The organism is Streptomyces flavusporus (assembly GCF_046267975.1).
Taxonomy (GTDB): domain Bacteria; phylum Actinomycetota; class Actinomycetes; order Streptomycetales; family Streptomycetaceae; genus Streptomyces; species Streptomyces flavusporus.
Genome location: NZ_CP176503.1, coordinates 2,255,675 through 2,273,302, shown reverse-complemented (window position 1 = coordinate 2,273,302; position 17,628 = coordinate 2,255,675). Strand labels below are relative to the sequence as shown.

Below are 17,628 nucleotides of genomic sequence, written 5' to 3'. Positions count from 1 at the left end.
CTTAGAAGTACCCCTCGCGCTTGCGGTCTTCCATCGCGGCCTCGGACAGCTTGTCGTCGGCCCGGGTGGCGCCCCGCTCGGTCAGGCGGGAGGCGGCGATCTCGGCGATCACCTTCTCGATGGTGTCGGCGTCGGAGTCGACGGCGCCGGTGCAGGACATGTCGCCGACCGTGCGGTAGCGGACCTGCCGCTTCTCGACGGTCTCGCCCTCCTTGGGGCCGCCCCACTCACCGGCGGTCAGCCACATGCCGGACCGCTGGAAGACCTCACGCTCGTGCGCGAAGTAGATCTCCGGCAGCTCGATCTCCTCGCGGGCGATGTACTGCCAGACGTCCAGCTCGGTCCAGTTGGACAGCGGGAAGACGCGGACGTGCTCGCCGGGGGCGTGCCGGCCGTTGTACAGGTTCCACAGCTCGGGGCGCTGGCGGCGCGGGTCCCACTGGGAGAACTCGTCCCGCAGCGAGAACACCCGCTCCTTGGCCCGGGCCTTCTCCTCGTCCCGGCGCCCGCCGCCGAACACCGCGTCGAACTTCTCGCTCTGGATCTTCTCCGTCAGCGGAAGCGTCTGCAGCGGGTTACGGGTGCCGTCCGGGCGCTCCTTGAGCACCCCGCGGTCGATGTAGTCCTGTACGGACGCCACATGGAGGCGCAGCCCATGTGCGGCCACCACACGGTCGCGGTAGTCGAGGACCTCGGGGAAGTTGTGCCCGGTGTCGACGTGCAGCAGCGAGAACGGCACCGGCGCGGGCGCGAACGCCTTCAGCGCCAGATGCAGCATGACGATGGAGTCCTTGCCGCCGGAGAACAGGATCACCGGCCGCTCGAACTCGCCCGCCACCTCCCGGAAGATGTGCACGGCCTCGGACTCCAGGGCGTCCAGATGCGAGAGGGCGTACGGGGTGTCCGTGCCCTCCTCGATCGTGGCGACGGTCGTCATGCCAGTCCCCTTTCGCTGAGCAGGGCGTACACCGACGCCGCGGACTCCTGCACGGTCTGGTTCTGCGACTCGATCCGCAGGTCGGGCGACTCGGGCTCCTGGTACGGGTCGTCGACGCCGGTGAGCCCCTTGAGCTCGCCCGCGGCCTGCTTGGCGTACAGGCCCTTCACGTCGCGCTCGCTGCACACCTCGACCGGAGTCGCCACGTGCACCTCGACATACGCCGTGCCGTTCGTCTGGTGCCGCTTGCGCACCGCGTCACGGCTGTCGGTGTACGGCGCGATCACCGGGACGAGTGCCTTGACGCCGTTGCGGGCGAGCAGCTCGGCGACGAAGCCGATGCGCTGAACATTGGTGTGCCGGTCCTCGCGGGAGAAGCCGAGGCCCGCCGAGATGAACTCGCGGATCTCGTCTCCGTCGAGCACCTCGACGAGGTGGCCCTCTTCGCGGAGCCGGCCGGCCAGCTCGTACGCGATCGTGGTCTTGCCGGCACTCGGCAGACCCGTGAGCCAGACGGTGGCTCCGGTCGTCACGTGTGTCTCCTGAATCTGTGTCATGGTCAGCCGTGCAGCCCACACTCGGTCTTGGCCCGCCCGGCCCAGCGGCCGGCCCGCGCGTCCTCGCCCTCGAGGACCCGGCGGGTGCAGGGGGCGCAGCCGATGGAGGCGTATCCGTCCATCAGCAGCGGGTTGGTGAGGACGCCGTGTTCGGCGACGTAGGCGTCCACGTCGTCCTGGGTCCAGCGGGCGATGGGGGAGATCTTCACCTTCTGGCGCTTCTCGTCCCACGCGACGACCGGGGTGTTCGCCCGGGTCGGGGACTCGTCGCGGCGCAGTCCGGTCGCCCAGGCGTCGTAGGTGCGCAGGCCCTGTTCCAGCGGCTGGACCTTGCGCAGGAAGCAGCACAGGTCGGGGTCCCGGTCGTGCAGCTTCGGGCCGTACTCGGCGTCCTGCTCGGCGACCGTCCGGCGCGGGGTGAGGGTGATGACGGTGACGTCCATCACGGCTTCGACCGCGTCCCGGGTGCCGATGGTCTCCTCGAAGTGGTAGCCGGTGTCGAGGAAGACGACGTCGACTCCGGGCATCGCGCGGGAGGCGAGGTGGGCGACCACCGCGTCCTCCATCGAGGAGGTCACGCAGAACCGCTTGCCGAAGGTGTCCGCGGCCCACTGGAGGATCTCCAGCGCGGAGGCGTCCTCCAGTTCGCGGCCCGCCTGCTCGGCGAGATCCTTCAACTCCTGGGTGGCACGGTCTTCCTGAGCAGTCGTCATTTCCGGTCCCCTCCCGTCGTGTCGTGCTGGAGCCCGCGGGCCAGCAGCCCGAGGAACTTCAGCTGGAATGCGCGGTTGCACGCCGCGCATTCCCAGGCGCCGTGGCCCTGCTCGCTGGGACGCAGGTCCTCGTCGCCGCAGTAGGGGCAGTAGAAGGGAGCGGCACGCTCACTCATGAGAGGGCCTCCTCGGAGGCGCGGGCCGCCCAGGTCGCGAACCGCTCGCCTTCCTCGCGTTCCGCCTGGAAGCGCTTCAGGACGCGTTCCACGTAGTCGGGCAGCTCCTCGGAGGTGATCTTCAGACCGCGCACCTTGCGGCCGAAGCCGGCCTCCAGGCCGAGGGCACCGCCCAGATGCACCTGGTAGCCCTCGACCTGCTCGCCCTGGTCGTTCATGACCAGCTGCCCCTTGAGACCGATGTCCGCCACCTGGATACGGGCGCAGGCGTTCGGGCAGCCGTTGATGTTGATGGTGATCGGCTCGTCGAAGTCCGGGATCCGGCGCTCCAGTTCGTCGATCAGGGAGGCGCCGCGCGCCTTGGTCTCGACGATGGCGAGTTTGCAGTACTCGATGCCGGTGCAGGCCATGGTGCCGCGCCGGAACGGCGAGGGCTTCACCGTGAGGTCCAGCGCCTCCAGACCCTCGGTCAGGGAGTCGACCTGCGACTCGTCCACGTCGAGCACGATCATCTTCTGCTCGACCGTGGTGCGGACCCGGCCCGAGCCGTGTGCCTCCGCCAGGTCGGCGATCTTCGTCAGGGTGGTGCCGTCGACCCGGCCGACGCGCGGGGCGAAACCGACGTAGTAGCGGCCGTCCTTCTGCCGGTGCACGCCGACGTGGTCGCGCCAGCGCTCCACGGGCTGCGCGGGGGCCGGGCCGTCGACCAGCTTGCGCTTGAGGTACTCGTCCTCCAGCACCTGCCGGAACTTCTCCGCGCCCCAGTCGGCGACCAGGAACTTCAGGCGGGCGCGCGTACGCAGGCGCCGGTAGCCGTAGTCACGGAAGATCGAGATGACGCCCTCGTAGACGTCCGGGACCTCGTCCAGTGGCACCCAGGCACCGAGCCGGACGCCGATCTTCGGGTTGGTGGACAGACCGCCGCCGACCCACAGGTCGAAGCCGGGGCCGTGCTCGGGGTGGTCGACGCCCACGAACGCGATGTCGTTGATCTCGTGCGCCACGTCCAGCAGCGGCGAGCCGGAGATCGCGGACTTGAACTTGCGGGGCAGGTTCGAGAACGCCTTGTTGCCGATGATCCTGCGCTGGATCTCGTCGATGGCCGGGGAGCCGTCGATGATCTCGTCGGCGGCGATACCGGCGACCGGCGAGCCGAGGACGACGCGGGGCGTGTCACCGCATGCCTCGGTGGTGGACAGGCCGACCGCCTCCAGGCGGTTCCAGATCTCGGGCACGTCCTCGATCCGGATCCAGTGGTACTGGACGTTCTGCCGGTCGGTGATGTCGGCCGTGCCGCGCGCGAACTCCTGCGAGATCTCCCCGATCACCCGCAGCTGCTGGGTGGTGAGCCGGCCGCCGTCGATGCGCACCCGCAGCATGAAGTACTCGTCGTCCAGCTCCTCCGGCTCCAGGATCGCGGTCTTGCCGCCGTCGATCCCGGGCTTGCGCTGGGTGTACAGGCCCCACCAGCGCATCCGGCCGCGCAGGTCGTTGGGGTCGATGGAGTCGAAGCCGCGCTTGGAGTAGATCGTCTCAATGCGTGTCCGCACATTGAGACCGTCGTCGTCCTTCTTGAACTGCTCGTTGCCGTTGAGCGGGGTGAAGTGTCCCGCGGCCCACTGGCCCTCACCGCGGTGACGGCTCACCTTGCGGCGGGGAGTCGCGGCGGCAGGGTTCTGCGGGGTGGCGGCCATGGTTATAGGTCCTTCGGGACAGGCGGGAAGCGGCTCTGACCTGCGCGTACGGCGCATGTGGGCATACGGGCGCATCGTTGCGCAGGGGCAGACAGAAGGGGGGAGAACGGCGTTGCTGGAGAGGTCTCAGCCTGCCGGACAGATGGCGCTGGACATGCGGCCGAGGTCGACGTGCCGCCGACTCACCAAGGCAATTCCAGTTCCAGACATGACGGAAGCGTGTCATGGCGATCTGGACAGAGTCCAGCTTCGTCCATCATGCGGACACCCTTGTCTCGGATTCCGGAACAAGGGTGTTGTCGCTCACATGACGCGAACGCCGTCTTGTCGGGCCAGGTCAGACAGGGTATGCCCCGGGCCAGGGACCGGGCGCTGCCACCTCCGGCTCCTCCTCGACCTTCGTGTCGAAGAGCTGGAAGCCGCGGCGCAGGTAGTTGTCCATCGCGTACTCGCCGTCCTTGCTGCAGGTGTGCAGCCACACCCGCTTCGTCGACGCCAGGCCCGGCCAGCGGTCCGCCAGGTCCCAGGCGCGCGCGGTGCCGTACGACAGCAGGTGTCCGCCGATGCGTCGCCCGCGGAAGGCGGGAACCAGCCCGAAGTAGACGATCTCCACCACCCCGTCGTCCTGCGGTTCCAGCTCGACGTACCCGGCGGGCGTGCCCCGGTCGTAGGCCACCCAGGTCTCCACCCCGGGCCGGTCGAGGTACTCCCGCCACTGCGCGTAGGTCCAGCCGAGCCGGTCGGTCCAGCGGATGTCGCCGCCGACGGACGCGTACAGGAAGCGGCTGAACTCGGGCGAGGGCACCTCGGCACGGACGATCCGGATGTCGCCCTCCGGAGCGGCGGCCGGGAGCAGGTCGGTGGGTGCACTCTGCTCCAGGGACCAGGTGGTCACGGGGATGTTCGTCATGCCGGACAGGGAATCATCCAGCCCAGCGCCCTGTCGACAGGCCCTAGTCCAGCGCCCGGTCGATCGTGTGCAGCGGCAGCGAGAACAGCATCCGCCCCGACTGCGACCAGACCTCGCCGGTCTCCTCCCAGTGGGACAGGGACTGCGCGGGGCCGCTCCAGCACTGATACGTCTCGTCGGTTCCGCACCGGGCCGCCTGCGCGCCGCTCGGGTCCTGCCGCCACAGCGTCCCGTGCCCGTCCTGCTCACCGGCCGCGCGGGCCAGGTACCACCGGTCGCGGTAGGAGAGCACGCCCCGGACGTCGGTCGTCTTCGTCTCGTAGGCCTCGTAGGGGCCGGTGGTCAGGAGTCCGGCACCCGACGGGTCGTCGCTGAGGGAGTAGCGCCACAGCCGGGTCGGCCGGTCGTCGCCCGCCGGTACCGACTCGCTCGCGACCAGGCTGTCCGGCGTGGTGCTGCGGTCGAGGGAGAGGCCGCCCATGCGGGTCCCGCCCGGCAGGCGGTACGAGCCGACGGCGGGCAGCACGTATCCGATGCCGCGTGCCGCCGGGCCGCCGGGTGTCCGGTCGGTCGTGGCGTCGGTGCCGGTGGTGGTGGCGCGCTGGACGCGGTCCAGGTCGTACACGTACAGGGCGCGCCCCTCGTCGCCGGTGACCAGCAGCTTGTCCTGGTACCAGACCATGCCGGACAGCGGCGACAGGAGTGGGCGGTTGTCGCGGCCGTCGGCGGCGGGGACGGCGAGCAGCACCCAGGTGTAGGAGAGCCGGCCGGGGTCGCCCGCATCCACGAAGGCGACCCGCGCGGCGCCCCTGTGGTCGCTCCAGCCGGAGAGGATCACCCGGTTCGCACCCCAGCGGCCGTCGTCGTCGGCGTCGCCGGAGGTGGTGACCGCGCCCGGCCGCCATCCCCTGGTGTCGTCCTCGGCCCAGCAGTGGGCGCGGGTGGCGGCGGGCGAGACGGGCAGCGCACGGCGCTCGGCGCCGGTGCAGTCGACTGCGGGACGCAGGGTGTGGTCGGCGTCCGCGAGGACGGCGCCGACCCCGACGGTGCCGCCCGCCGCCGAGGCCGGCGACGGGAGCGGCTCCTCGTGGAGGCGCAGTGCCTCGAGCGAGACGTCGGAGGGGAGCGGTTTCAGGGCGCCCGGATCGGTGCCGACCGTGGCCTGGGAGGCGCTGATCAGGGTGGCGGCGCCGGTGAGCGCGAGGGCGGTCCCGGCCAGGAACGCCCGCAGCGCCCGGCCCTGCTTGCGTCGGCGGTGTCTGCCGCGATGCTTCATCCGTCCTCCCGAGGCGGGCCAACTGCGCCTGGTGATCCGTGCGTTGGTCCAGGAGCAGGTGGGGTGACCCGTAGGGGATGCTACGGCAGGTCACCGGCGTCGCGGACGAAGACCCCGTAAATCCGCGGAAGATGCCACCTCGTGACCTTACCGACGCACCCTCGGGTCAGGGCACGGTCGTCGCAGGTCAGGGAACGGTTGCCGACGCCCGGGCCCGGACCACCGCCGGTGCGGTCGAGTGCGGCAGCAGCTCGCGCGGGTCGGAAGGCAGGATCACCTCGATCTCCACACCCTCACGGAAACGGTACGGCCGGTGTTCCAGAAAACTCCCGAGGTACCGCCGGACCCGCGACAGCTCGGCACGCACCGTCACCGTGCGGGCCGGATCGCCGAACATGTCCTGCGCGAGCTGCGCGGCGCTGCGGCCGGCCGGGCGCTGGGCCAGTAGGAACAGCAACTCGCTGTGCCGCGGACTCAGTTCGTGCGTCCAGGAACCCGCGCTGCCGGACACCGTCACCGACCAGCGGCGCGGCTGTCCCAGGTCCAGCACGATCCGGGTGGCCCCGGGCGGCACCGGCTCGTCGGCCGTCCGCACCAGCCAGCCCTCGGCGAGCGGCTCCACCGTGCACAGCCCGAGCGCCGGCAGCCACCGGCGGCCCGCCGACAGCGACTTGGGCAACCCGATCCGGCTGGTGTACGGCATCCCGGTCACCGTCGCGGTCCAGCCGTCCCGGTCCACCACCAGCGCACGGCCGGTCAGCCGGGCGAGCACCGGTGCGCCCACCGCGCGCAGCCGCTCCAGCGCACTCAGATGCAGTTCACGCAGCCGCGCCTCGGCGAGCTTGGCCACCGAATCGACCCAGGCGAGGGTGGCCGGATGCATCGTCTCCAGCGGGCCGCTGACGTCCACCACGCCGATCAGCCGGCCGTCCCGCGGATCCGTGATGGGGGCGCCGGTGCAGGTCCACGAGGCGTGTGAGCGCACGAAGTGCTCCGCGGCGAACACCTGCACGGGCCGCCGTACCACCACCGGGGTGCCCACCCCGTTGGTGCCGACGACGCTCTCCCGCCAGTCGGCGCCGAGCAGGAACCCCAGCCCGTCCGCCTTGCGCAGCACCGCCGAACTGCCCTCCCGCCACAGCACCCGGCCCTCCGCGTCGGCGACCACCATGATGTGGTGAGCGGTGTCCGCGACGGATACCAGCCCTTCCCTGAGCGCCGGCAGCACATGGCGCAGCGGGGACTCCTCGCGGCGCCGCCGGATCTCCTCCGGCGACAGCAGCCCGGATCTGAAGTCGTGCTCCGGGTCCACCCCGCTGCGCTGCATACGCCCCCAGGACTCCCCGATGACCGGCCGAGGAGCGAGGTGTGTGTGCTCTCCGGAGAGGGCGGCCTCGCGCATCTCGCTGAGCACCCGTGCCGCCCGCGCCGCGTCGACGGTGGCGAGCTGCGTCACGTTGATCGGCGACCGCGTCACTGAGTCCTCCCTGGATCGACCCCTGGTGTGCGACCGGTGTCGACCCCTGCGGGCCGCGGTTTCCGGTCGCGCCCTGATGGTCCGTCCCATACTGCCGCCCATTGGTGACGGAGGGGCACACTCCGGTCACCGAGATCGGAAAGTTGCAACCCCTTGCAACCCTGGTGAACAGCAGTACGGTGATTGAAACTTGAGCGACGTCGCCCGTGCGGCGCTCATGGCCTCGAGCAGGCCAGGTGGGCAGGGGTGGTGCCGTGTCGGCGCAGCACCACCCCTGCTGACGTGCTGGGTCACGAAAGCGGTTGCGCCCGGGTCACCACCGACCTCAGGTCCAGGGTGTGCGGCAGCGTCCCGAACGCGCTGCCCCAGTCGCCGCCCAGCCGCGAGGCGCAGAACGCGTCGGCGACCTCCGGGGGCGCGTACCGCACGAGCAGTGAGCCCTGCAGCACCACCGCGAGCCGCTCGACGATCCGACGCGCCCGCGCCTCGATGCCCTCCAGATCGGCGAGTTCGGTCAGCAGGTTCTTGATCGCGCCGTCGAGCCGATGATCGGCGCCACGCGCCTGGCCGACCTCCATCAGATACGCGTTCAACGCGGCCGGCTCCCGCTGCAACGCCCGCAGCACATCCAGCGCCTGGACGTTGCCCGCGCCCTCCCAGATCGAGTTCAGCGGCGACTCGCGCACCAGCCGGGGCAGCCCCGACTCCTCCACGTACCCGTTGCCGCCCAGGCACTCGGCCGCCTCCACCGCCACCGGCGCACAGCGCTTGGTCACCCAGTACTTGGCGGCCGGCACCGCCAGCCGCAGAAACGCGCGCTCCTGCTCGCCTCCGTCGTCGTACGCGGCCGCAAGCCGCAGCGCGAGCGTCGTCGCCGCCTCCGACTCGAGCGCAAGATCGGCCAGAACGTTGCGCATCAGCGGTGCGTCGATCAGCTTTCCGCCGAAGGCCTCGCGGTACGTGCAGTGGTGGATCGCCTGCGCGACCGCCTGCCGCATCAGGCCTGCCGAGCCGAGCACACAGTCGAGCCGGGTCGCCGCCACCATCCCGATGATGGTCCGCACCCCGCGCCCCTCCTCGCCGACCCGGCGCGCCCAGGTCCCGTCGAACTCGACCTCGCTCGACGCGTTGGACCGGTTGCCCAGCTTGTCCTTCAGCCGCTGCAGGAGGAACACGTTGCGGGTGCCGTCGGGGAGCACCCGCGGCACCAGGAAGCAGGTCAGCCCGCCCGGCGCCCGGGCCAGCACCAGGAACCCGTCCGACATCGGCGCCGAGCAGAACCACTTGTGCCCGGTCAGCTCATACGTCCCCTCCTGAGCAAGGGGCCGGGCGACGGTCGTGTTGGCGCGGACGTCGCTGCCGCCCTGCTTCTCCGTCATGCCCATCCCGAACAGCACCCCGGCCTTCTGGTCGGCGGGCCGCAGCTCACGGTCGTAGACCATGGACGTCAGCCGCGGCTCCCACTCGGCGGCCAGCTCGGGGTCCGCGCGCAGGGCGGGCACCGCTGCGTGGGTCATCGACAGCGGGCAGCCGTTGCCCGCGTCGACCTGCGACCAGACCAGGAACCCGGCCGCCCGTCGCACATGCCCGCCGGGCCGCACCCAGGCCGCGGTCAGGCCCGCCGCGACGCCCTTGCCGAGCAGCCGGTGCCAGGCCGGATGGAAGTCGACCTCGTCGATCCGGTGGCCGTAGCGGTCATGGGTGCGCAGCCTCGGCGGGTGCTCGTTGGCCTGCACCCCCCACTCCTGTGCCTGCACCGACCCGGCGGTCCGCCCGAGGGCCGCCAGCTCGCCGAGGACCTCGTCGAGCAGGGTCGGGTCGAGGTGCCGTTCGACGGCGGCCACCAGGGCACGGTCGGCGGTGAAGACGTCGTAGCCGACGAGCGGTGGGGGCTGGTTGGTCACGGTGTGGGTGCTGCGTGCCATGTGTGCGAACCTACCGCGCGGTACGGGCGGGGTCACCCCGCGGACACGGCAGCCCTCGGCCCGCCGTCCCACCAGGGTGAACCGGGCCCCGCACGGCGGATACCTTTGGTTTGTGCAGTCAGCAAGTGAATCCCCCGCGCCGTCCGGCCGTCTCCACCGGGCGCGTGCTCTCTACCGGAACGTCTCCAAGCGCAGGACCGCCTGGCTGCTGCTCAAGGACACCGTCAACTCCTGCATCGAGTACCGCATTCTCGGTCTGGCCGCCGAGGCCGCGTTCTTCACCCTGCTGTCCGTGCCGCCGCTGCTGCTCAGCCTGATCGGCCTGCTCGGCTACGTCGACGACTGGACCGGCACCGACACGATCTCCAGCCTGGAGACCAACATCCTGGAGGCCTCGCGCACCGTCCTGTCCGACAAGGGCGTGACCCAGATCGCGCAGCCGATCCTGGACGACGTGATGAAGGGGGGCCGCCCCGACGTCATCTCCATGGGCTTCCTCTTCGCCCTGTGGTCCGGCTCCCGCGCGGTGAACGTCTTCATCGACACCATCACCGTGATGTACGGCCTCGACGGCGTCCGCGGGATCGTCAGGACCCGCCTGGTGGCGTTCCTGCTGTTCCTCGCGGCCCTGCTCATCGGCTCGGTCGCGCTGCCGCTGATGGTGGCCGGCCCGGACGCGGTGGTGCGGATCCTGCCGTGGTCGACGACGGTCGTGCAGGTCCTGTACTGGCCCGTGGTGATCGTGCTGTCCATCGCCTTCCTGACCACGCTCTACCACGTGTCGGTGCCGGTGCGCTCGCCCTGGGTGGAGGACGTCCCCGGCGCCCTGGTCGCCCTCGCCATGTGGGTGCTGGGCAGCTTCCTGCTGAGGATCTACCTGACGAACACCATCGAGGGCGCGACGATCTACGGCTCCCTCGCCGCCGCCGTCGCCGTGCTGCTGTGGATCGGCGTGTCCGCTTTCGCCGTCCTCGTCGGTGCCGCCGTCAACGCGGCCATCGACCGGGTCTGGCCCGCCGCCGCCACGGCCGCCGCCCGCGCCGCCAACGAGCGGATGCGCGAGGCGCAGGTCGCCGAGTACGTCGCCCGCGCGGCCGCGGCCCGCGAGCACGACCCGGACCCGGACGACCCCGACATGCCGTCCGAGTTCCCGGAGCGCTGGTCCCGCTTCCTCCCGCCGGAGGACGTGACCTCCCGCCTGCGCACGCAGGTCAAGAGCACGCACAAGGGGGGCGGGGAGACGCCGCCGCAGGAGTAGAGCCGCTGGGCGCTCAGGCCCTCCACGTCCCCGCCGCCGCGGCCTGAGCGGCGAAGTCCGCGAAGTCGCGCGGCTCGCGCCCCAGCACCCGCTGGACGCCGTCCGAGAGATGCGAGTTCCGCCCGTCGAGCAGCGTCTCGAACACCTCCACGAGCAGCTCGACCTCCTCGTCCGGCACACCGAGTCCGGCCAGATACTCGCCGTACGCGCGTGGCGGGACGGGCTTGTACGTCAGCTCGCGCCCGGTCGCCTTCGCGATCTCCGCGACCGCTTCCCCGAACGTCAGCAGCCGCGGCCCGGACACGTCGACCGCCTTACCCACGTACCGGTCACCCGCCAGCAGCACCGCCACCACCACGTCGGCGATGTCCCGCACATCGATGAACGGCTCGCGCACCTCACCACCGGGGAACACCAGCTCCCCGCCCAGCCGCAACCCCTCCACCAGCGGTCCTTCGCTGAAGTTCTGCATGAACCACGCGGCCTGTACGACCGTCCAGTCCGCGGCCGACTCCCGCAGCGCCTCCTCGGTCGGCCGCGCCTGCTCCTCGCCGCGCGCCGACAGCAGCACCAGCCGCCGTACGCCGAGAGAGACCGCTTCGTGCGCGAGCAGCCCGACCGCCCGCGTGGCCGCCGCCGAACCGACGTCCCCGGGGTGCACGAGGTACGCAGCGTCGGCGCCCCGCAGCGCCTGCGCCCACGTCGACCGGTCCGCCCAGTCGAAGCCCTGGGCGCGTGTGGCGGGCCGCACCGTCAGCCCGGCGGCCTGCGCGGCCCGGGCGACCCGGCTTCCCGTACGACCGGACGCACCGGTCACCACCACTGTCATGTCCGTTTTCCGCGTCATACGTCCAGTGAACTGCCGCCGGGCGGCAAGGGCCCATCGCTGAACGGCTCATTCCCATATCCGCAGGCGGCTCAGATGGTGGGAGTGGAAGCCGCCGGGCCTCAGGGGCGGGCGGCGTAGCCTGGCGTACGTGTACGCGGAGCGGGCGTCCAGGGTGAGCGGGGCGGTGGTGTGGACGAACACGCCGACCGGGTCCGGTGCGGGGCGGGTCCTGCCCGACGGCTGCATGGACCTGCTCTGGAACGACGGCAGGCTGCTCGTCGCCGGCCCGGACACACACGCGCACGTCACCGACGGCACGGCCGGCCCCTGGGCGGGCGTCCGCTTCTACCCGGGCACCGCGCCCGCCCTCCTGGGGATGCCCGCGTACGAGGTCCGCGACCGGCGCGTCGAACTCGCCGACCTGTGGCCGGCCGCGCGCGCACGGCAGCTCACCGCGCGCGTGAACGCGGCCGCCGATCCGGCCGGCGGGCTGGAGGACGTGGCCCTGCGTCTCGCGGCCGACGCCGAGCCGCCCGACCCCCTGCTGCGGAAGGTCGTCGCGGCCCTGGACGCGGGCCGCCCGGTCGCCGCCACGGCCGACGAACTCGGCGTCGGTGCTCGCCGGTTGCACCGCCGCTCACTGGCCGCGTTCGGCTACGGCCCGAAGACGCTGGCCCGCGTGCTGCGGCTGCAACGGGCGCTGACGCTGGCGAGGCAGGGCGTGCCCTTCGCGGACACGGCGACCCGGGCCGGGTTCGCGGACCAGGCCCATCTGTCCCGGGACGTAAGGGACTTGGCGGGAACGACGCTGGGCGAGCTACTCGTCGGCTGACAGCAGCGGCGCGAACAGGTCGACCCCGTTGCCGTCCGGGTCGTTCAGGACGGCGTAGCGCTGACCCCAGAAGGCGTCCCACGGCTTGAGCTCGCCCCGGTAACCGGCACCCACCATCTCCTCGTACACCGCGTCGACCTCACCGGGCCCGTCACACAGCAGCGCGAGCGAGGCCCGGCCGCCCCCGACGGGCGGCTGCCACCCGGGATGGAAGGACCGCACACTCTCCTCACTGTCCAGCAACAGCCGCAGCCCGCCGGGGAGCTCGGCCTCGGCATGCGGCTGCTCCTCGGCACCCTCGGGGAACGCGAACCCGAGACGACGGTAGAAGACGACAGAGGCGGCCATGTCGGAGACGACCAGGCCGATGGCATCGAATCGTGGACTCATGGGGCCACCGTAGGCGGCACCGGGAGGCCGGGTCTTGAACGAATCGGACACGGCGGGACGGGGCTGAGTGCCTGACTGCGATGACGCGGACGGGGCGGCGTACGCCGACGCGGTGTCGGAGTACGCCGCCCTGGGGTGGGACGAGTTGCGGGAGGCGGCCCGCGCTGTCATGGCGGTTACTTCGGGCCGCGGTTGAACAACGCCATCGACCAGCGGTAGCCGAGCGCGGACAGGCCGACGCACCAGACGATCGCGATCCACCCGTTGTGGCCGATCTCGGTACCGAGCAGCAGGCCGCGCAGGGTCTCGATGGCCGGTGTGAAGGGCTGGTACTCGGCGATCGGCCGGAACCAGCCCGGCATCGTGTCGGCCGGGATGAAGGCGCTCGAGATGAGCGGGAGGAGGATCAGCGGCATGGCCATGTTGCTGGCCGCCTCGGGGTTCGGGCTGGCCATGCCCATGCCGACCGCGATCCAGGTGAGCGCCAGGGCGAACAGCGCGAGCAGTCCGAATGCCGCCAGCCACTCCAGGGCCGTGGCGCCTGTGGAGCGGAAGCCGATGGCCACGGCGACGGCACCGACGAGGACCAGGCTGGCGAGCACCTGCAGCACGCTGCCGACGACGTGCCCGATGATCACAGAGCCGCGGTGGATCGCCATCGTGCGGAAGCGGGCGATGAGGCCCTCGGCCATGTCGGTGGAGACGGACACCGCGGCCCCGATCACGGTGCTGCCGACGGTCATCATCAGGATGCCCGGGACGAGATAGGCGAGGTAGTCGGAGCGGTCCGCGCCGCCGCCCCCGATGCCGGCGCTCATCACGTCGCCGAAGATGTAGACGAAGAGCAGCAGCAGCATGACCGGCGTGAGCAGCAGGTTCAGGGTCAGCGACGGGTAGCGGCGCGCGTGCAGGAGGTTGCGGCGCAGCATCGTGGACCAGTCGCGCACGGCGAGGGAGAGGGAGCTCATCGGACAGCCTCCTTGGGCTCGTTGGGCCGGCTCGGCACGGTGGAGCCGGTCAGGGCGAAGAACACGTCGTCGAGATCGGGGGTGTGCACGGTCAGCTCGTCCGCCTCGATGCCGGCCGAGTCCAGCCGGTCGAGGATGGCGCGCAGCTCGCGCTGGGTGCCGTCGCTGGGGATCTGCAGTGCGAGCGCCTCGTCGTCGCGGGTGGCCCCGCGCAGCGCGACGGCGGCGGACTGGTAGGCGGCCGGGTCGGTGAAGCGGAGCCGGACGTGCCCGCCGGGGATGAGCCGCTTGAGCTCGTCGGCGCTTCCCTCGGCGGCGATCTTGCCGTCGTCGAGCACGGCGATGCGGTCGGCGAGTTCGTCGGCCTCCTCCAGGTACTGGGTGGTGAGGAAGACGGTGACGCCGTCGGAGACGAGTTCGCGGATGATCTGCCACATGTTGTGGCGGGAGCGCGGGTCGAGGCCGGTGGTGGGCTCGTCGAGGAAGATGATCCGCGGGTTGCCGACGAGGGTCATGGCGATGTCGAGGCGGCGCTTCATGCCGCCGGAGTAGGTGGAGGCGGGCTTCTTCGCGGCCTCGACGAGGCCGAACCGCTCCAGCAGATCGGCGGCGACCCGCTGCCCCTCGCTCCGGGACAGGTGGTGCAGGTCGGCCATGAGGAGCATGTTCTCCTCGCCGGTGATCAGGCCGTCGACGGCGGAGAACTGGCCGGTGACGCCGATCGCGGCGCGCACGGCCTGCGGGGCGGCGGCCAGGTCGTGGCCACCGACGTGCAGGTCGCCGGCGTCGGCGGTGATGAGGGTGGAGAGGATCTTGACGGCGGTGGTCTTGCCGGCGCCGTTCGGGCCGAGCAGGGAGAAGATCGTTCCTTCCGGGACGGTCAGGTCGATGCCGTCGAGCACGACCTTGTCGCCGTATGACTTGCGCAGCCCGTGCGCCGCGATGGCCAGGTTGGTCATGAGGGGAGCTCCTTGAGGCTCAGAGGCTGCGGGCGGTGATGTCGCCGTAGGCGGTGGTCGCGTGGATGTCGAGTTCGGCGGTGCCGTCGTTCTTGAGGGCGTTGCTGACGCGGCCGTAGTCGGTGCCGGCGTCCAGGGCGGCCGAGACGCCGGCGGCGGCGCCGACCGAAATGTCGCCGGACTGGGTGCGGAGCACGACCGTGCCGCGCACGGCCTCGGCGATACGGATGTCGCCCCTTGCGGTGCTGATCTCCGCGGGGCCGCCCAGCCGGCCGACCTCGACGTCGCCGTCGATCGCAGTGAGGCGGACGCTCGCGGCCTCGTCGATCTTGATCTGGCGGTATGCGCCGTCGAAGACGACGTCGCCGAGGCGTCCGACGCCGCGGAGCTCGGTGCCGTCGGCCTTGGCCTCGATGCGGGAGCCGGCGGGCAGCTGGATGGTCACCTCGATGGCCCCGGAGGGGCCGAAGGCCTGGTTCTTGGCCGGTGCGGCCTCGATCCGCAGGACGCCGTCGGCGTAGGTGACGGCGGTCCGCTCAGCGGTCTTGGTGTCGCGGCTCTTGGAGGGGTTGGCGGGCAGGACCTCGACGGTGGTGTCGGCGCGGTCTGCGGCGATGAACCGGATGCGTCCGGCGGGGATGTCCAGGACGGCGGAGATCGGGGCGGGGGTGTCGAACTTCTGCATCGTGCTCTCCTTCGACTCGTTGTTTCCGATGACGGAAAGCTACGTTGCATTCAAAGATTCGGCAACGTATTCGTTGCAAATAATTGCCATCAATGCAGGTAGAGGCCGGAAATTCGTTGCAATGGTCTTGAATGTAATGCAACAACAGCCATCTGCTCGTTGCAATGAATTGAAGGTGAACGCTATGGTGGAGGCACGCAAGGAGTACGAAGGAGACCGCGATGCCCGGAGGCAGACTCACCCAGCAGGAACGCCAGCAGATCGCGCTGGGACTGGCCGACGGCCTCGCCTACGCCGAGATCGCCCGACGCCTCGACCGCCCGACCTCGACCGTCACCCGCGAGGTCATGCGCAACGGCGGCCCCACCGCCTACCGCGCCGACCTGGCCCACCGCGCCACCGAACGCCGCACCCGACGACGCAGGCAGACCCCGCCCCGGGGATCGCAGGCGCCCGAGCAGACCCATGGACGCGACGCGGAGGCCGTACGCGAGTACGAGGAGACGCTCACCACCGTCTTCATGCAATCAGGCACGCCCAAGATGATGGCCCGGGTGATGGCCTGCCTCTGCATCAGCGACGCGGGCAGTCTCACCGCGTCCGAACTCGTCCAGCGCCTCCAGGTCAGTCCGGCGTCCATCTCCAAAGCGGTCGCGTTCCTCGAGGGCCAGGGCCTCATCCGCCGGGAACGGGACGAACGCCGCCGCGAGCGCTACGTCGTCGACGACGACGTCTGGTACCAGTCCATGATGGCCAGCGCCCGCGGCGTCGCCCAGATCGCCGAGACCGCACGGCAGGGCGTCGGCATCCTCGGCCGCGACACCCCGGCCGCCGGCCGCCTCGAGAACATCGCCCGCTTCCTGGACTTCATCTCCGAGAGCACCGCCCGCGCCGCGGACCAGGCCCGCGACCTCCTCCACGCGAAACCCGAAACGCCCTCAGGCGCCACTGCCGAGCCAAGTTCAGAACGCGGATAGACAACCGTCTTGATGGTCACAGCCAGTGCTGCCCGCGCCGGATCCTTCCACCTGGAAAGACAAGCTGAGTGCCGGGTAATCCACTTGCCCGCGCCCGCCCGCCTCCCTAACGTCGCCGCATGGTTGACGCGATCTTCGGGCACCCACGACTGGCCGCGATCTACGACGTGCTCGACTCCGACCGCAGCGACCTCGACGCCTACCTCGGCATCACCTGGGAGTTCGCCGCACGCCGGGTGCTGGACATCGGCTGCGGAACGGGCGTTTTCGCGCTGCTGCTGGCCGACCGCGGCATCGAGGTCGTCGGCGTCGATCCCGCGCAAGCCTCCCTGGACGTCGCCCGCGCGAAACCGGGCGGCGACCGCGTCCGCTGGATCCACGGCGACGCGACCGCGCTTCCACCGCTCCAGGCGGACCTCGCGACGATGACCGGCAACGTCGCCCAGGCCGTCGCCGACCCGCAGGTGTGGCGGACAACCCTGCGGGCATCCCACGCCGCCCTGCAACCGGGCGGACACCTGGTCTTCGAGACCCGCGACCCGGCCCGCCGCGCCTGGGAGGAGTGGAACCGGGACGCCACCCACCGCGTCACGGACGTCCCTGGCGTCGGTGCGGTCGAGAACTGGGTCGAAGTGACCGACGTCGACGGGCCGTTGGTGACCTTCCGCTGGACCTTCGTGTTCACGACGGACGGCGCACGCCTGACCTCGGACTCCACCCTGCGGTTCCGCTCACGCGAGGAGGTGGAGGCGGATCTTCTCGACGCAGGCTTCACGGTGGACGACGTCCGGGATGCTCCCGACAGACCCGGGCGGGAGTTCGTGTTCGTGGCACGCAAGCCGGGTGGAGCGCAGCGGATACGACGATGAGTGGTTTCGGTCGAGCGCTCCAGCATCGCGTCCGGTTCGAGGTCGGCGCCTCCCGCTTGCCCCTGTCCGAGGATGCAGCGGCCGCCACTGCTTGTGCTCGGCGACACGGACCGCGTCGTGTCCCGGACCGGGTGTGAAGCGGCCCGACAGCCACGGGCGCTGACAAGCGGTCCGGATCTGCCCTCGGACCGGACCA

The 17,628-nt window shown here is 71.1% G+C and carries 20 protein-coding genes; 5 read left to right on the top strand and 15 right to left on the bottom strand.

Features of this window, described 5'->3' with window-relative positions; translation table 11 throughout:
• Position 1 precedes the first annotated feature (1 nt).
• The 10 genes from cysD to ACKTSN_RS10650 form a co-directional block, all read right to left on the bottom strand.
• Complete coding sequence (gene cysD, locus ACKTSN_RS10695; RefSeq protein WP_129801772.1) at positions 2-937, bottom strand: sulfate adenylyltransferase subunit CysD; 936 nt, start codon at positions 935-937, stop codon at positions 2-4.
• Positions 934-1,494, bottom strand: coding sequence for an adenylyl-sulfate kinase (cysC, locus tag ACKTSN_RS10690; RefSeq protein WP_409468883.1), 561 nt, complete (start codon positions 1,492-1,494; stop codon positions 934-936). The genes cysD and cysC overlap by 4 nt, the downstream gene beginning before the upstream one ends.
• Before the next feature lie 2 nt (positions 1,495-1,496).
• Complete coding sequence (locus ACKTSN_RS10685) at positions 1,497-2,207, bottom strand: phosphoadenylyl-sulfate reductase (RefSeq protein ID WP_409468882.1); 711 nt, start codon at positions 2,205-2,207, stop codon at positions 1,497-1,499.
• Entirely contained in the window at positions 2,204-2,383 is a 180-nt protein-coding gene (locus ACKTSN_RS10680; RefSeq protein ID WP_409468881.1) for a hypothetical protein, read from the bottom strand. The genes ACKTSN_RS10685 and ACKTSN_RS10680 overlap by 4 nt, the downstream gene beginning before the upstream one ends.
• Positions 2,380-4,077 carry a nitrite/sulfite reductase gene (locus tag ACKTSN_RS10675; protein ID WP_409468880.1) on the bottom strand — a complete coding sequence of 566 codons (1,698 nt, stop codon included), beginning with the start codon at positions 4,075-4,077 and terminating at the stop codon, positions 2,380-2,382. Before ACKTSN_RS10675 ends, ACKTSN_RS10680 begins: the two co-directional genes overlap by 4 nt.
• Positions 4,078-4,203: 126 nt before the next feature.
• Positions 4,204-4,287, bottom strand: a complete 84-nt coding sequence (locus ACKTSN_RS10670) for a putative leader peptide (protein ID WP_309500612.1) — start codon at positions 4,285-4,287, stop codon at positions 4,204-4,206.
• Between the two features lie 127 nt (positions 4,288-4,414).
• The gene (locus ACKTSN_RS10665; protein WP_409468879.1) at positions 4,415-4,987 is read right to left on the bottom strand and encodes a GNAT family N-acetyltransferase; all 573 of its coding nucleotides are present in this window, start codon (positions 4,985-4,987) and stop codon (positions 4,415-4,417) included.
• A 43-nt stretch (positions 4,988-5,030) separates the two neighbouring features.
• Positions 5,031-6,263: a hypothetical protein gene (locus ACKTSN_RS10660; RefSeq protein ID WP_409468878.1), complete on the bottom strand. Its 1,233-nt coding sequence runs from the start codon at positions 6,261-6,263 to the stop codon at positions 5,031-5,033.
• 187 nt (positions 6,264-6,450) lie between these two features.
• Positions 6,451-7,740 (bottom strand): GAF domain-containing protein, encoded by a 1,290-nt coding sequence (locus ACKTSN_RS10655; protein WP_409468877.1) that lies wholly within the window; start codon positions 7,738-7,740, stop codon positions 6,451-6,453.
• Between the two features lie 290 nt (positions 7,741-8,030).
• Positions 8,031-9,665: an acyl-CoA dehydrogenase family protein gene (locus tag ACKTSN_RS10650; protein WP_409468876.1), complete on the bottom strand. Its 1,635-nt coding sequence runs from the start codon at positions 9,663-9,665 to the stop codon at positions 8,031-8,033.
• 112 nt (positions 9,666-9,777) lie between these two features.
• Between ACKTSN_RS10650 and ACKTSN_RS10645 the strand changes: the two genes are divergently transcribed.
• Entirely contained in the window at positions 9,778-10,923 is a 1,146-nt protein-coding gene (locus ACKTSN_RS10645) for a YihY/virulence factor BrkB family protein (RefSeq protein WP_409468875.1), read from the top strand.
• Between the two features lie 13 nt (positions 10,924-10,936).
• Here the strand turns inward: ACKTSN_RS10645 and ACKTSN_RS10640 are convergent, their stop codons facing one another.
• Positions 10,937-11,770 (bottom strand): NmrA family NAD(P)-binding protein, encoded by an 834-nt coding sequence (locus ACKTSN_RS10640; protein ID WP_409468874.1) that lies wholly within the window; start codon positions 11,768-11,770, stop codon positions 10,937-10,939.
• 130 nt (positions 11,771-11,900) lie between these two features.
• Between ACKTSN_RS10640 and ACKTSN_RS10635 the strand changes: the two genes are divergently transcribed.
• On the top strand, positions 11,901-12,584 hold the full coding sequence (locus ACKTSN_RS10635) for a helix-turn-helix domain-containing protein (RefSeq protein ID WP_409468873.1): 684 nt from the start codon (positions 11,901-11,903) through the stop codon (positions 12,582-12,584).
• Here the strand turns inward: ACKTSN_RS10635 and ACKTSN_RS10630 are convergent.
• The gene (locus ACKTSN_RS10630; RefSeq protein WP_409468872.1) at positions 12,570-12,974 is read right to left on the bottom strand and encodes a VOC family protein; all 405 of its coding nucleotides are present in this window, start codon (positions 12,972-12,974) and stop codon (positions 12,570-12,572) included. The two genes, ACKTSN_RS10635 and ACKTSN_RS10630, sit on opposite strands and share 15 nt — an antisense overlap.
• 67 nt (positions 12,975-13,041) lie before the next feature.
• Between ACKTSN_RS10630 and ACKTSN_RS10625 the strand changes: the two genes are divergently transcribed.
• A complete protein-coding gene (locus ACKTSN_RS10625; RefSeq protein ID WP_409468871.1) occupies positions 13,042-13,170 on the top strand; it encodes a hypothetical protein in 129 nt (42 codons plus the stop codon).
• On the opposite strand, the gene ACKTSN_RS10620 is transcribed toward ACKTSN_RS10625, so the two are convergent.
• Genes ACKTSN_RS10620 through ACKTSN_RS10610 form a run of 3 tightly spaced genes read right to left on the bottom strand, consistent with a single transcriptional unit; the run spans position 13,151 to position 15,586 of the window.
• Complete coding sequence (locus ACKTSN_RS10620) at positions 13,151-13,942, bottom strand: ABC transporter permease (protein ID WP_409468870.1); 792 nt, start codon at positions 13,940-13,942, stop codon at positions 13,151-13,153. The two genes, ACKTSN_RS10625 and ACKTSN_RS10620, sit on opposite strands and share 20 nt — an antisense overlap.
• The gene (locus ACKTSN_RS10615) at positions 13,939-14,901 is read right to left on the bottom strand and encodes an ATP-binding cassette domain-containing protein (protein ID WP_409468869.1); all 963 of its coding nucleotides are present in this window, start codon (positions 14,899-14,901) and stop codon (positions 13,939-13,941) included. Before ACKTSN_RS10615 ends, ACKTSN_RS10620 begins: the two co-directional genes overlap by 4 nt.
• Positions 14,902-14,920: 19 nt before the next feature.
• Positions 14,921-15,586: a DUF4097 family beta strand repeat-containing protein gene (locus ACKTSN_RS10610; protein WP_409468868.1), complete on the bottom strand. Its 666-nt coding sequence runs from the start codon at positions 15,584-15,586 to the stop codon at positions 14,921-14,923.
• Between the two features lie 221 nt (positions 15,587-15,807).
• Here ACKTSN_RS10610 and ACKTSN_RS10605 point away from each other — a divergent pair, with 221 nt between their 5' ends.
• Positions 15,808-16,563, top strand: a complete 756-nt coding sequence (locus ACKTSN_RS10605; protein WP_409468867.1) for a GbsR/MarR family transcriptional regulator — start codon at positions 15,808-15,810, stop codon at positions 16,561-16,563.
• A 119-nt stretch (positions 16,564-16,682) separates the two neighbouring features.
• Positions 16,683-17,432: a class I SAM-dependent methyltransferase gene (locus tag ACKTSN_RS10600; RefSeq protein ID WP_409468866.1), complete on the top strand. Its 750-nt coding sequence runs from the start codon at positions 16,683-16,685 to the stop codon at positions 17,430-17,432.
• Positions 17,433-17,628 lie beyond the last annotated feature (196 nt).

Coding starts and splice junctions, on each gene's coding strand:
- ACKTSN_RS10600 (WP_409468866.1), top strand. CDS start 16,683: ATGGTTGACGCGATCTTCGGGCACCCACGACTGGCCGCGATCTACGAC.
- ACKTSN_RS10680 (WP_409468881.1), bottom strand. CDS start 2,383: ATGAGTGAGCGTGCCGCTCCCTTCTACTGCCCCTACTGCGGCGACGAG.
- ACKTSN_RS10605 (WP_409468867.1), top strand. CDS start 15,808: ATGCCCGGAGGCAGACTCACCCAGCAGGAACGCCAGCAGATCGCGCTG.
- ACKTSN_RS10630 (WP_409468872.1), bottom strand. CDS start 12,974: ATGAGTCCACGATTCGATGCCATCGGCCTGGTCGTCTCCGACATGGCC.
- ACKTSN_RS10670 (WP_309500612.1), bottom strand. CDS start 4,287: ATGTCTGGAACTGGAATTGCCTTGGTGAGTCGGCGGCACGTCGACCTC.
- ACKTSN_RS10640 (WP_409468874.1), bottom strand. CDS start 11,770: ATGACGCGGAAAACGGACATGACAGTGGTGGTGACCGGTGCGTCCGGT.
- cysC (WP_409468883.1), bottom strand. CDS start 1,494: ATGACACAGATTCAGGAGACACACGTGACGACCGGAGCCACCGTCTGG.
- ACKTSN_RS10620 (WP_409468870.1), bottom strand. CDS start 13,942: ATGAGCTCCCTCTCCCTCGCCGTGCGCGACTGGTCCACGATGCTGCGC.
- ACKTSN_RS10675 (WP_409468880.1), bottom strand. CDS start 4,077: ATGGCCGCCACCCCGCAGAACCCTGCCGCCGCGACTCCCCGCCGCAAG.
- ACKTSN_RS10660 (WP_409468878.1), bottom strand. CDS start 6,263: ATGAAGCATCGCGGCAGACACCGCCGACGCAAGCAGGGCCGGGCGCTG.
- cysD (WP_129801772.1), bottom strand. CDS start 937: ATGACGACCGTCGCCACGATCGAGGAGGGCACGGACACCCCGTACGCC.
- ACKTSN_RS10610 (WP_409468868.1), bottom strand. CDS start 15,586: ATGCAGAAGTTCGACACCCCCGCCCCGATCTCCGCCGTCCTGGACATC.
- ACKTSN_RS10665 (WP_409468879.1), bottom strand. CDS start 4,987: ATGACGAACATCCCCGTGACCACCTGGTCCCTGGAGCAGAGTGCACCC.
- ACKTSN_RS10685 (WP_409468882.1), bottom strand. CDS start 2,207: ATGACGACTGCTCAGGAAGACCGTGCCACCCAGGAGTTGAAGGATCTC.
- ACKTSN_RS10650 (WP_409468876.1), bottom strand. CDS start 9,665: ATGGCACGCAGCACCCACACCGTGACCAACCAGCCCCCACCGCTCGTC.
- ACKTSN_RS10615 (WP_409468869.1), bottom strand. CDS start 14,901: ATGACCAACCTGGCCATCGCGGCGCACGGGCTGCGCAAGTCATACGGC.